Here is a 14,390-nt window from a genome sequence, read left to right as displayed (position 1 = left end):
GGAAATTGATTATGTCTCGTACTATTATGCTAATCCCAACCGGAACAAACGTCGGGTTAACAGGTGTGAGTCTTGGTGTTATTCGAGCAATGGAGCGTCAAGGAATTAACTTAAATGTATTCAAACCTGTTGCTCAACCAAGAGCAGGTGGGGATGCGCCCGATAACACCACCACTTTAGTAAGCAGCAACACATCTATACCAGCTTTAAAACCACTAAAAATGAGCCATGTTGAAAATCTATTAGGTTTAAATCAACAAGATGTGTTAATGGAAGAAATTGTCGCGCTTTATGCTGAAAATACCAAAGGTGCAGATGTTGTTTTAGTTGAAGGGATTGTGCCTACCAGTGATTATCCTTTTGCTAACGAACTAAATAATAATATTGCTAAAACATTAGGTGCTGAGATTATTTTTGTTGTTAATATGGGTAAAGATACTCCAGAACAATTAAAAGAACGAATCGAAATTGCACGTTCTAATTTTGGCGGTATTAAAAATGAAAAAATCGTAGGTGTTATTGTCAATAAAGTGAATGCTCCCGTTGAAGAACAAAGCCTTGCACGTCCAGATGTGGCAGAAATTTATCATACACCAAAATTTGATGATAAAAAAATCACAATCGACGATTTAAATGCGCACAGTCCTTTACCGGTACTTGGCTGCATTCCTTGGAATATGGATTTAAGTGCATGTCGTGCAATTGATATTGCCAAACATTTTGATGCAAAAATCATTAATGAAGGTGAGATCAAAAACCGTCGTATAAAACACATCTCATTTTGTTCTCGCAGTGTGCCAAATATTGTTAATCATTTACAACCAAATGCATTACTTGTCACATCAGCTGACCGTGTTGATGTTTTAGTTGCAATCAGTTTAGCCGCAATGAATGGTGTGGCAATTGGAGGGGTATTATTAACAGGTGGTTATGATATAGATGAAAAAATCTATAAATTATGCCAACCTGCATTTGATACAGGTTTACCGGTATTTACGGTAAAAACCAATACATTCCAAACTTCAATCTGTTTACAACAGTTTAATTTAGAAATTCCTGTTGATGATAAAGAGCGCATGGAAAACACGCAAAACTTTGTTGCTGACCACATTGATAGCAATTGGATCAAATCGCTAAACCAAGTAGTGAATTCTGTTCGTCGCTTATCTCCTCCTGCATTCCGTTATCAATTAACTGAACTTGCACGGAATGCGAAAAAAGTGGTGGTATTACCTGAAGGTGATGAACCAAGAACAGTTAAAGCAGCCGCTATTTGTGCAGAGCGTGGAATTGCAAAATGTGTGTTAATTGGTAATCCAGATGATGTGCGTAAAGTTGCTGCTTCACAGGGAGTGACATTGGGTGAAGGCGTTGAAATCGTCGATCCTGAAAATATTCGTGAAAAATATGTACCGCGTTTAGTTGAGTTACGTAAAAACAAAGGCATGACCGAAGTGATTGCGCGAGAACAATTGGCTGATAACGTTGTGCTTGGAACCATGATGCTTGAAGCAAACGAAGTTGACGGTTTAGTGTCTGGTGCAGTGCATACCACGGCAAATACAATTCGCCCACCATTGCAATTAATTAAAACGGCACCGGGTAGTTCTTTAGTTTCCTCAGTATTCTTTATGTTAATGCCTGACCAAGTATATATTTACGGTGACTGTGCAATTAATCCAGATCCGAATGCGCAAGAACTGGCTGAAATTGCGATTCAATCTGCTGATACTGCTATTGCCTTTGGTATTGAACCAAGAGTTGCAATGATCTCTTATTCAACCGGTAGTTCAGGTCAAGGTGCTGATGTTGAAAAAGTGAAAGAAGCAACCCGAATTGCTCAAGAAAAACGTCCAGATCTCATGATCGACGGGCCTTTACAGTATGATGCTGCTGTCATGCCTGATGTGGCTAAATCGAAAGCACCTAATTCTCAAGTTGCAGGTAAAGCAACCGTATTTATCTTCCCAGATCTTAATACGGGTAACACGACTTATAAAGCCGTACAACGTTCTGCTGATCTTGTTTCAATTGGTCCTATGCTTCAAGGTATGCGTAAACCAGTTAATGACTTGTCTCGTGGTGCATTAGTGGATGATATTGTTTATACCATTGCATTAACGGCGATCCAATCAGCGCAAGAACAAAATGCAAATAACTAATTTATATCGGTTATTTTAATATAAAAAAGAGGTGAGTAACATCACCTTTTTTTATATGCATTGATTTTATCACACGCTTTTTTATCGACTCCATTAACGCTATTTCATTAATGTTATTTGATTGGTCAAAAAAAGTGTTTTAATTGACTATAATAAGAGTCAATACTCAGTTTTTTTAAATTAAATTTTACAATATAAAGGGGAGTAGAGACACAAGAATAAAATATAAAAACAATTCTAAGATAATTCATACTGTTTTAACAAAAAAATTTCAATTCACTCTTCATCTCATAACTGATTAAAAATTAATTAATGCCTTGAATTGATTATCAATCTTAATTATTTTTTTATAAAAAATAAATTGATGAATTTTTATCTTTTATGTAATACAATTGTATATAAATGTTAACAAAGGTAAAGCTACATGAAAAGTCTTGAGCAAGACTTGATTAGAATTATTGCACCGAGTTTATATCATGACACCTCATGGAATGAAGCTGAGGTATTAGGGGCTATGATCTGGTTATGGAATCGAAACCCTGAATACAAAAAAGCGGAATTAAACTCCGCTTTAACCGTTTTGTTACCTATCATTCAGTCTAAAAATTTTGCTCTATTTATTCACAACAACCAACCGCTAGGTTATTTAAATTGGGCTTATCTCAACCGAGAACAAGAGCAACTCTATTTAAACAAAAAAAAACCTTATATCAATTTTGTTCAATGCAATCAGCCAATGGAATCTACACGCTTGTGGATATTATCTTTTTTTTGCCCATTTGGACTGCATGAAGTGTTACTAACCAAATCGTTAGGAAAAAAAGTCCTAAAAAATAATCTTTGCTTTTTTGGCTATCACAAGTCAAAAACAGAAACAGTCGTTAAAAAAGTTCAGTGCTAATCATTAATATGCAGTTTAAATCTGTTTTTTCTCTATAGTTTCAGATGGTTCTTAATTAAATCGTTGTCATTCTCGATAGTAATTTGTTGTCGTACTTATTTTTTATCGTTAATTTGAAGGAAATTAATATGAACCAAATTTATCAAACGAAATTTAATGTTATCACGGGTACTACTATAGTGTGTTCTGAATTAGTACGACGAGCAAGTAAAGCAATGATAACATTAAGTGTTTTAGTTACCTCTGCTTCTTCGTTTGCTTTAGACTGTACCGCCAGTGCCGATGGCTCTTATTTGGTCGGTCAAAATAGCCCAAGCTGTAATAATATTAACCCAGCGACCGTTAACCAATCGGGTAATGCCAGTTTTTATATTCTCACTCGAAGCCGATTACATGAACAACTCAATGTCGGTGATACAACGCTTACCGCCAATGTAAACGGTGATTACACCGGTCTGGCTAATCAATATACCTATGGCGTGTCGGGCGGATCAATTAATGCAGGTAATTTAAATTTTACATTGAATAACAACGGTAACATGCTAGGTCTTGCCACTTATCACAATGTTAATCTGACTGCAAAAAATGTGGAATTAAATATCAATGATAACTATACGCGTGGTGGCAATTCAAGTGGTACGGTTGCTTCTTATGGTTTATTAGCTGGTTCGTCAGTTAATGCCGGTGAGAGAGATACGTATAATGGTAAATACAGTACCATCACAGTGGATAGTTTGAAAATTAATCAAACAGCAAAGGGGGGCAAAACCCAGCCAATTTTAAATAACGGTATTCGAGCAATTCAAGGAGCCTATGATAATTCAGGCGATGGTTCTGCAGGACAAGTTATTATCAATGATAATTTAGATATGACATTAACGGGAAATCGCTCAATCGGTATTTATGTTTCGGGCAATCCAACCAATCATGGGGTTGCAGAAAATAAAGGCCGAAACGGTCAGTTAACCCCAAAAGTAATTTTGAAAGGAGAGAAAAACACTATCATCATTAATAAAGGTAATGATAGCTCAAGGTTAAACTGGGATAGTGTGGGGATTAAACTGGGTAAAACCCGTAATACAGGTGAGGGGCCAGGTATTTTAGAATCACATGGGGAGTTGACTATTGATACCACTAACGCTTTAAATGGTAGTGGTATCAAAATGGTTAGGAATTCTTCATTAACAGCAAATTTTGATAATAGTAAAACGATCATTAAAACCAATGGTTATGCATTGGAAATTGGTACCCATGATGATGCGACTTCAAGTGGACAATTTGAACAAGCTGCATCACACAATATGAGTATCAGTTTAAATAATGCAATATTTACCACAACAGGAACAAGTGCTGATCCCGTAATTGAAGGTTCTGTTGCACGCAAAGATTTAATTTTTGTTGATCAAGGTCAACAAAATGTTAATTTTACAATTATGGGTGATGAAACCGATCTCCATGCTAATCAAGACGGCTATATTCTCAACGTCAGCGGTAATTACACAGCACCTAATTATCAATTTTTTTCTAATACGTATGATGCTAACGGTGTTGAACAAGGACATGATGACTATGAAGTTTCCTCTGTCAGCTTTTATGCTTATGGTAAAGGAAGTATGACTGGGTTAATTTCCAAAGGGCAAGTAAAAGAGAAGGAGGGTCAAATTCTTGATATAAATAAAGAACCAGGAGTTTGGTTAGATTTAGCTAATGACTTTCGTTGGAATTTGCAAAAAAAAGGTAATGATAATATATCAAAATTAAATACGATTCTAATTGAATCTGGTGGAACAATCAATGCAGCTTATAATGATGATGGTGGTAATGATTTTATCGTACAAGCTGATGTTTATAGCAATTCAGGCATTATTAATTTAGATAATTCCTCTCATCAAAAATATAATGATATATTAACTATCGATGGTAACTATACCGGATCTAATGATGCTCAAATAAGATTGAACACATCGTGGAATAATGCCAGCGATACTTATGCGATGAATTCACAATCTGATGTGTTAAAAATCACAGGTACTGCATCTGGTTGGACTAAAGTGATACCGATAGATGCGAATGGCACAGAAAACGTGATTGATGGTAATATAAGCCAAATTGACGCAGTGATAAATACTGTTCCCGTGATTTATGTAGGACAAAGTAAAAATGAACTTAATTTTCATGGTGAAGCGCACACAAACGGCGCGACTGAAATTCAACTAGCAAAACGTCAAACAGCTGATGGTGACGAATATTTCTGGACTATGCAAGCAGGTACGACACCACCACCACCGCCGCCGCCGCCACCACCGCCGCCGCCACCGCCGCCGCCGCCACCACCGCCGACGCCAGAACCGCCGACGCCAGAGCCACCGACGCCAGAGCCACCGACGCCACCGACGCCACCGACGCCGACGCCGACGCCGACGCCGACAATTAAACCTAAACCCATTTTTGCCAGTCCGGTAGCAGGATATGTTGCTATGGCGAGAGTCAATCAGGAACAAGGATTTTTAAGTATTGGTTCTTTACATGAACGTCGGGGAGAATACACCAATTTTGATTTAGCCAATTGTAATACTTGTGAAGAGTTTTTAAGTGAAACTTGGGGTAGGATTTTAGGCAAACACATAAAACAAGATGGTAAAGATCGATTAAATTTAGAGAGCGATATATATGGATTCCAATTTGGTCATGATTTGCTGAATAATGTAAGTGATGATGGAAGTCATAATTATACAGGTATCTATTTAACCTATAGCAAAGCGCATACCGACTTTTCCGATAAATATCGAGCTGTACATGGAATAATTGATCATCATAAACGAACAGGAAAAGGCAAATCAGAATCATTGAGCTTGGGATTAACCAATACTTATTTTTCAGTAGAGAATAACTATTTAGATTTAGTTGGACAGTTTTCCTATTTACGTAATAAATATGAAGCTCGTAATGGTAATAATCCACATACTCAAAATGGGTGGGCATTTGCCATTTCGGCTGAAGCTGGGCACACCTTTAAAATAAATCAGAATGATCTTGATAAAGACTATTGGATAGTTGAGCCTCAAGTTCAATTAGTGTACCAATATGTTGATTTAGATAGTTTTAAAGATAAATATCGTCGTGTTGATCAAAATAATCAGGATCTATTACGGGGTAGAATCGGTATTCGTTTGGGTAATAATAACCAAGCAACAGTTGAGCAGCATACCACATTCTATGCAATTGGTAATATTCTGCATGACTTTATCAAGCCAAGCCAAGTTACCATAGGTAGAGATAAACTGCGTGAAAATTATGCTCGTACATGGGGAGAATTGGGCGTTGGGTTAAAAACGCCTTTATTTGAAAAGACTTATCTTTATGGCGATGCTCGCTACGAACACGATTTTGGAAATACCAAACGGCAAGGTTATCGAGGAAATATCGGTATTGAACATAAATGGTAAGTGTCAATTAATAATGTAAATTATGATTTAGCTTCAAAGTGTTATCTATGTTACACTCATCTTATACGTAATGGCTTGTTTAGCATTACGTATATTTTTTATCTAAACATTGTGGTTAAATAATGAAAATATTGATTTTTTTAGACTTATTAATCAACTAAGTTTGCAGCAAGATAACTCAATAATCATAATGAATAGCTAATAACAGCAAATACTTAAATTTTTAACTCAAGCTATTCTTCAATCAGTTCGGTTTTTTAAGAGCGTTAAAAGCATCGTCATAAAGTGCTTTTTATCCTCTTTTAATATTGAAAAAAATTCTTGATCCATTTGTTCAACTAAAGGAACGGTTTCATTTGCCTTATCAAGCCCTTTTTGTGTTAATACAATTGATTTTGCACGACTATCTTTGATTGAACAAGTGCGTTTAATGTAATCTTTTTTCTCTAAATTCTCTAATATTTGAGAAATAGTCATGACATCAATATTCGTTTTATGGGATAGAATAACTTGTGTTATCTCATCAGGATATTGAGATAAATAAGCTAGGGTCGCTAGCACAATAAATTGGGGATGTGTGATAGACTGTTTTTTTAAACAATTTTTTATATTTGTATGCCAGGACGAATAAGTTTTCATAAAAAGAAAACCAACAGAGTCTGAATCAGATTGGAATTGCGTCAAAAACTTATTGTCCTTTGCCATAACTTACCCTTCAACTAACCTATTTAATTTGTATGTTTTATCAATAATATCATCCGAAATCTGTTTAATAAAATTATAAGATGCATGAGTATCCATTTTCGGATCCGGTTTTAATGAAATTTCAGATTTTAATGCATATTGATTATGCGATAATTCAGTAATTTGATGTGAAAAATAGAGTAAACCTATGTCAGGCATATCAAATTGTTCGGTAAATTCTTGTTCATTAATTATTTTAGATAACGTCACGTCCATTTCTGGCATATTTTGTAATTTAAAAATACCTTTAGAACCGGTTTTTAACTCGCCCGTGATACGAAAATCTTCAAGATCGGTTTCCCATAATTTTCTGAAATTAAGATCAGTATAGTATGGCCATATTTTAGATGGTGTAGCCTTTGTTGGTAGTACAAAAGAAATTGAAATAGTATTCATCGTTTTTTCCTCGTTTTAATAAGTCTGCATATTATAAGTATACTTATTAAATAAGTAAAGAAATTTTATTGTATTAAAAAAAATTATATTCATTATTAAAATCAGTTGGTTAATTCAAAAAGAAAATAATTAAGATCTGACTAATTCATATAAGGATTGTCGTTTTATTAACAAAATAAAATGCCGTATCAGGATATATTGAAACTTGCAAAGGTAAAATATTTACAATTGTTTTTTTATTTAATCCGTTCAATTTAGTCGGTAAATGATACAATACCACCTTGATTTTGTAATAGACCATAGTTTAGGAACAAATTTGATGAAAAATGACATCCACCAGCAACGTATTTTAATTCTTGATTTTGGTTCACAAGTTACCCAATTAATTGCACGTCGGATTCGTGAAATTGGTGTTTATTGTGAGCTTTGGCCGTGGGATGTATCGGAAGAAAAAATTAAACAATTCAATCCTAAAGGGATTATTTTATCGGGTGGTCCAGAAAGTACGACAGCACAAAATAGCCCAAGAGCCCCCGAATATGTTTTTAACGCAGGTGTGCCTGTTTTAGGTATCTGTTATGGTATGCAAACTATGGCAATTCAAGTTGGTCAAGGTGGACAAGTCACCGGTTCAAATCAACGTGAGTTTGGTTATGCTAAAGTCGACATTATCGGACGCTCAAAATTAACTGACGGCATTTTAGATAGTACTAACAACGATGGTATAGATCAACTTGATGTCTGGATGAGTCATGGTGATAAAGTCACAACTTTACCGGATAGTTTTACGGTCATTGGTCGAACAGAAACCTGCCCATTTGCCATCATGGCTAATGATGAAAAGCAATTTTATGGCGTTCAGTTTCATCCCGAAGTCACTCATACAATAAAAGGGTTTGAATTGCTCCAACGGTTTGTAATCGATATTTGTCATTGTGAAAAACTATGGACACCATCTTCTATTATTACCGATGCAATTACCCGAATAAAAGAAAAAGTCGGCAAAGATAAAGTATTACTAGGGTTATCGGGTGGCGTTGACTCTTCTGTTACGGCATTATTACTCCATCAAGCCATTGGTGATCAGCTGACCTGTGTTTTTGTCGATCATGGTTTATTACGTTTGAACGAAGCGCAACAAGTTATGGACATGTTCGGCAATAAATTTGGGTTAAATATTATAGCCGTGAATGCCGAAGACCGCTTTTTAGCAGCCCTAAAAGGGGAGGCCGATCCCGAAGCTAAACGCAAGATTATAGGGCGTGAATTTGTCGCTGTGTTTGATGAAGAAGCGGCAAAACTCAAAGATGTGAAATGGTTAGCACAAGGTACTATTTATCCTGATGTGATCGAATCTGCGGCAGCTGATACCGGTAAAGCACATGTGATTAAATCGCATCATAATGTCGGTGGTTTGCCAGAAGAGATGAAAATGGGGTTAGTGGAACCACTACGAGAACTTTTTAAAGATGAAGTACGTAAAGTTGGGTTAGAGTTAGGTTTACCATATGACATGTTATATCGTCATCCATTCCCTGGACCGGGTTTAGGCGTTCGAGTACTTGGCGAAGTGAAAAAAGAGTATTGTGACTTACTCCGTCAAGCTGATGCGATCTTTATCGAAGAACTGTATAAAGCCGACCTATACCACAAAGTCAGCCAAGCTTTCACCGTATTTTTACCGGTACGTTCAGTCGGCGTAATGGGGGATGGGCGTAAATACGACTGGGTTGTCTCGTTACGTGCAGTTGAGACTATCGACTTTATGACCGCTCACTGGGCACATCTGCCATATGACTTCTTAGGACGAGTATCAAATCGGATCATTAATGAAGTAAACGGAATATCTCGCGTTGTTTATGACATCAGCGGTAAACCGCCAGCGACGATTGAGTGGGAATAAAAAATAACTTAATAATCCAGCATAATCGAAATATCAGCGCTGATAAAGCGCTGTTTTTTGCTGTAGTATTTTCCAATCTGCTGATTACAAACAGTATAACAGTCATTTGGGTAGAGAAATTGTCTTATTATCGTTGATGATTAAAAATGCGTGCTTAATGTCTAATTACAACCTTATCCTTTAAACCCAACCAAGATAAGGTTGTCATGTTTATCCCATAAAATGAACTAAAATAAACTATTTTTATTAACCGATTTTACTTTTTCTACATGGGACTCAATGACATCCCAATGTTCAACGATCTTATTGCCTTCGACACGATAAATATCACATACTTTATTTACAGTACCGTCTGGTAGGGAACATTTATAAAATACGTAAACCATATTCGCTTCACAACTGATGTTGACAATATCGAGTTTGGGTTTAGTTTTAATAAACTCTTTGAAAAATTTAATAAATCCTGCTTGACCATCTTCAACCTGAGGATTATGTTGAATATAGTTTTCTGATACATAATGAGGAATTTTATCCACATTACCGTTAATAAAAACATCTTTGTAATAATTTTCGATCAATTCTTTATTTTTCATCATAGTTACCTTTTGTTAGAAAGACATACATTCTATTGAAATTAATGATTTATTAAGAAAAGAAGAAGATCTGAATAGCTATTGTGTATTAAAAAATGGATATGATAATGATAAAGACTGTAAATAATAAATGGCTGTTAGTGTTATACCACCTCCTTAATCAAATGTCACGATTTCTGTTTAAACTCGATTAGTCTAAAGTCGACCATATTAGGTCATTTTAATCTTACTGCGATAACTTAACACAATAACTAATTATTTTATCAATATAAAGCATTCGTCATAGGCATCAAAAAAGTCTAAAGGCTATCATAGTCTATCTATTAAAATGTATTGGATAAGTATATACTTAAACAAATGCTGTGTATTTGTGATATCAGTAATGTTTCATTTATGAAGGATTATCAAATATGATTTTAGGTAATATTAACCATTTAAATTTAGTCCCTTATTTGCCTGCCAAAATAAAGCAATCGATTGAATATATCAAAGATAATGTCAATCAAAATACGCCTATAGGGCGTTATGACATTGACGGTGATAAGATATTTTTTATGCTATCTGATAGTTCAACTCGTCACATTGACAAGGCTAACCCTGAATATCATCAAAAATATATTGATGTGCAAATTGTATTAAACGGTCAAGAGGGAATGGCGATTAATACTTTACCACCTTACACTAACAGGCTCGATGATCAACTTACTACTAACGATATTGCATTTGTTGAAACCCCGAAGGAAGAAACATTACTGGTTTTGCATTCAAACGATTTCATTGTTTTTTTTCCTAATGAAGTCCATAAACCTTTGTGTGCAATAAACAATAACATTAATACTGTTCGTAAAGTGGTCATCAAAATAGCCTTAGATCATCTTTAATTTAGGAATCATTGCGCTAAATTGAGATGAATTTAGCGCATATACTATGACATAGTTGCCAAAATTGCATCCAAGCAAATGAGTTTAATAAATAGTGAACATCTATTTTCAATGCTTACTTCGAAAAGTCGGTTAACTGGCACATTATGCTTAAATGTTCTGGCATTAACGGAGTACGATAAAACTCATTATGATATTTTGCTCATTGAATTTTATTGATAAATTTGTTAGCGTTAATAAAAGAACCGTAAAACCCATAAACTCATCAACGGTGAATTAGTACTATATTTCATCACTCATCACTGGTATAATATACAGTTAAATTTTCATTTGAATTGTACAAAAAACATACTTAAGAAGAGATCTATGTCAATTAAAGATATCGATATTCGAGGTGCGAGAACGCACAACTTAAAAAATATTAATGTCATTATTCCACGCGATAAACTTGTCGTTATTACCGGGCTTTCAGGTTCTGGTAAATCTTCATTAGCATTTGATACGCTTTATGCAGAAGGGCAACGGCGTTATGTCGAGTCATTATCCGCCTATGCACGACAGTTTTTATCATTAATGGAAAAACCCGATGTTGATCACATTGAAGGATTATCACCAGCGATTTCAATTGAACAAAAATCTACATCGCATAATCCACGTTCAACGGTCGGTACGATTACTGAAATTTATGATTATCTCAGGTTACTTTTTGCCCGAATAGGAGAGCCTCGTTGTCCAAATCATAATTTACCGTTAGCAGCGCAAACCGTATCGCAAATGGTCGATAGCATTATGGCATTACCGGCTGAAAATCGATATATGCTACTTGCACCAGTGGTGACCGAACGTAAAGGGGAATTTGTTAAGCTTTTTGAACAGCTTTCTGCAAGCGGTTATATACGGGTAAGGGTAGACGGTGATGTCTATGATTTATCTGATCCTCCACAACTTGAATTACAAAAAAAACATACTATTGAAGTTGTTGTCGATCGTTTTCGTATTCGTGATGATTTAAAACTACGTCTGGCAGAATCGATTGAAACAGCACTATCCATTACCAATGGTATAGTTAAAGTAGCTAATTTGGATGATCCAAAAGCTGAAGAAAAAATATTTTCGGCTAATTTTGCCTGCCCAATTTGTGGTTACAGCATTTCTGAGTTGGAACCTCGTTTATTTTCATTTAATAATCCAGCGGGTGCTTGTCCCGAATGTGATGGTTTAGGTGTTCAACAGTACTTTGATCCTAAACGCATTGTACAAATGCCTGAAGTTTCGTTAGCTGCGGGCGCAATAAAAGGCTGGGATCGTCGTAATTTTTACTATTTTCAGATGTTAAAATCTTTGGCGGATCACTATAAATTTGATATTGATAAGCCTTACGAAAAATTACCTGAAAAAATAAAAGATATTTTATTAAATGGTTCGGGTAGTACCGAAATTACCTTTGTTTATACTAATGATCGTGGTGATGTGGTTAAACGAAAACATACTTTTGAAGGTATCATAAATAACTTAACGCGTCGCTATAAAGAAACCGAATCACAAACGATTCGTGAAGAATTAGCTAAATACATCAGTAACCGCCCATGTCCATGTTGTCATGGATCAAGGTTATGTACAACAGCAAGACATGTATTTATTAACGATACAAATTTACCAACGATTAGTGATTTAAGTACTCAACAAGCAAAAGAATTTTTTGACAACTTAGTATTAACCGGCCAACGTGCCCAAATTGCAGAAAAAATTCTGAAAGAAATTAATGACCGATTACAGTTTTTAATCAATGTTGGACTTAATTATTTAACGTTATCACGTTCGGCAGAAACCTTATCCGGCGGTGAAGCGCAACGTATTCGCTTAGCCAGTCAAATCGGTGCCGGTTTAGTTGGCGTAATGTATGTACTTGATGAGCCTTCTATCGGTCTACATCAGCGTGATAATACTCGCTTAATTGATACATTGACTCATTTACGTGATTTAGGTAATACCGTCATTGTGGTTGAACACGATGAAGAAGCGATTATGGCTGCCGATTACGTGATTGATATTGGTCCGGGGGCAGGGGTTCACGGGGGCGAAGTTGTGGCTCAAGGAACACCTAAACAAATCATGGAAAATAATGCATCGCTAACAGGAAAATATTTATCCGGTAAAGAAAAAATCGAAATCCCCGCAACGCGTACCAAAGTTGATAAAAAACGGATGTTATCGCTAATCGGGGCAACGGGTAATAATCTTAAAGATGTCACGTTAAATATTCCGGTCGGACTGTTTACCTGTATCACTGGGGTATCGGGATCGGGCAAATCCACTTTAATTAATGATACTTTATACCCACTCGCTCAAAATGAACTCAATGGTGCTGAAAAAAGTGATATTGCACCTTATAAATCCATTAAAGGTCTTAACTTTTTTGATAAAGTTATCGCGATAGATCAAAGTCCGATTGGACGAACACCACGTTCAAATCCTGCTACTTATACCGGATTTTTTACATCGATTCGTGAGCTTTATGCAGGAGTACCTGAAGCACGAGCCAGAGGGTACAATCCGGGGCGATTTAGCTTTAATGTAAAAGGTGGACGTTGTGAGGCTTGTCAAGGCGATGGCTTAATTAAAGTTGAAATGCACTTTTTACCTGATATTTATGTGCCATGTGATCAATGTCATGGTGCACGCTATAATCGTGAAACGCTTGAGATCAAATACAAAGGTAAATCTATTAACGAAATTTTAAATATGACCGTTGAAGAAGGGCGTGAATTTTTTGATGCGGTTCCAATGATCTCTCGAAAATTACAAACCTTGATTGATGTTGGTTTGGCTTACATTACTATTGGTCAATCGGCAACGACATTATCGGGTGGGGAAGCTCAGCGAGTTAAATTAGCCAAAGAACTATCAAAACGTGACACAGGTAGTACGCTCTATATTTTAGATGAGCCAACGACTGGTTTGCATTTTGCCGATGTTAAACAATTACTTGCGCAATTGCATACTTTACGTGATAAAGGTAATACTATTGTCGTCATTGAACATAATTTAGATGTCGTCAAAACCGCTGATTGGATCGTGGATCTTGGGCCAGAAGGGGGGAATGGTGGCGGTGAAATTATTGCCGAAGGTACACCAGAAGAGGTTGCAAAATCGAAAATATCTTACACGGGTCAATATTTAAAACCACTATTAGATAAACAAAAAAGAAAGTAAAATAGAGTCAATTTTGATTAAAGGATTAAAAAGGACGGGAGGCAACTCCCCACTTTTATTTATTTCTCTATTAATAAACATCGATAAAAAGTTCATTAATTGAATTAGTTTAACTTTTTATCGATATAATAATCAGAAAATAGGTACATCT

At 35.8% G+C, this 14,390-nt stretch carries 9 protein-coding genes; 6 read left to right on the top strand and 3 right to left on the bottom strand.

Translation table 11 applies throughout. The features are described 5' to 3' along the window. Window positions 1-11: 11 nt before the first annotated feature. The 3 genes from pta to ACGH4F_RS07895 all read left to right on the top strand — a co-directional run bounded on the left by pta (window position 12) and on the right by ACGH4F_RS07895 (window position 6,509). Complete coding sequence (pta, locus tag ACGH4F_RS07905; protein WP_267351884.1) at window positions 12-2,162, top strand: phosphate acetyltransferase; 2,151 nt, start codon at window positions 12-14, stop codon at window positions 2,160-2,162. A gap of 424 nt (window positions 2,163-2,586) precedes the next feature. Then, window positions 2,587-3,063, top strand: coding sequence for a toxin-activating lysine-acyltransferase (locus ACGH4F_RS07900; protein WP_267360053.1), 477 nt, complete (start codon window positions 2,587-2,589; stop codon window positions 3,061-3,063). A gap of 128 nt (window positions 3,064-3,191) precedes the next feature. After that, window positions 3,192-6,509: an autotransporter outer membrane beta-barrel domain-containing protein gene (locus ACGH4F_RS07895; RefSeq protein ID WP_411590752.1), complete on the top strand. Its 3,318-nt coding sequence runs from the start codon at window positions 3,192-3,194 to the stop codon at window positions 6,507-6,509. A gap of 240 nt (window positions 6,510-6,749) precedes the next feature. Here ACGH4F_RS07895 and ACGH4F_RS07890 read toward each other — a convergent pair whose 3' ends face one another. Both ACGH4F_RS07890 and ACGH4F_RS07885 read right to left on the bottom strand, forming a co-directional pair. Further along, entirely contained in the window at window positions 6,750-7,214 is a 465-nt protein-coding gene (locus tag ACGH4F_RS07890) for a MarR family winged helix-turn-helix transcriptional regulator (protein ID WP_411590750.1), read from the bottom strand. Between the two features lie 3 nt (window positions 7,215-7,217). After that, the gene (locus ACGH4F_RS07885; RefSeq protein ID WP_411590749.1) at window positions 7,218-7,649 is read right to left on the bottom strand and encodes a hypothetical protein; all 432 of its coding nucleotides are present in this window, start codon (window positions 7,647-7,649) and stop codon (window positions 7,218-7,220) included. 319 nt (window positions 7,650-7,968) lie between these two features. On the opposite strand from ACGH4F_RS07885, the gene guaA reads away from it, so the two are divergent. Beyond that, window positions 7,969-9,552: a glutamine-hydrolyzing GMP synthase gene (gene guaA, locus ACGH4F_RS07880; protein ID WP_267351889.1), complete on the top strand. Its 1,584-nt coding sequence runs from the start codon at window positions 7,969-7,971 to the stop codon at window positions 9,550-9,552. 227 nt (window positions 9,553-9,779) lie between these two features. Here guaA and ACGH4F_RS07875 read toward each other — a convergent pair whose 3' ends face one another. Continuing rightward, window positions 9,780-10,145 (bottom strand): nuclear transport factor 2 family protein, encoded by a 366-nt coding sequence (locus tag ACGH4F_RS07875; RefSeq protein WP_267360047.1) that lies wholly within the window; start codon window positions 10,143-10,145, stop codon window positions 9,780-9,782. Window positions 10,146-10,555: 410 nt separating this feature from the next. Between ACGH4F_RS07875 and ACGH4F_RS07870 the strand changes: the two genes are divergently transcribed. Together ACGH4F_RS07870 and uvrA are read left to right on the top strand one after the other, a co-directional pair. Then, window positions 10,556-11,026: a YhcH/YjgK/YiaL family protein gene (locus ACGH4F_RS07870; RefSeq protein ID WP_411590747.1), complete on the top strand. Its 471-nt coding sequence runs from the start codon at window positions 10,556-10,558 to the stop codon at window positions 11,024-11,026. A gap of 372 nt (window positions 11,027-11,398) precedes the next feature. Then, window positions 11,399-14,239 carry an excinuclease ABC subunit UvrA gene (gene uvrA / locus ACGH4F_RS07865; protein WP_411590790.1) on the top strand — a complete coding sequence of 947 codons (2,841 nt, stop codon included), beginning with the start codon at window positions 11,399-11,401 and terminating at the stop codon, window positions 14,237-14,239. Window positions 14,240-14,390: the final 151 nt, after the last annotated feature.

The sequence above is a fragment of the Gilliamella sp. CG35 genome, assembly GCF_046635745.1.
Classification (GTDB): Bacteria; Pseudomonadota; Gammaproteobacteria; order Enterobacterales; family Orbaceae; genus Gilliamella; species Gilliamella apicola_I.
Note: the sequence above shows the minus strand (reverse complement) of the source record. Positions and strands in the feature narration are given on the sequence as shown.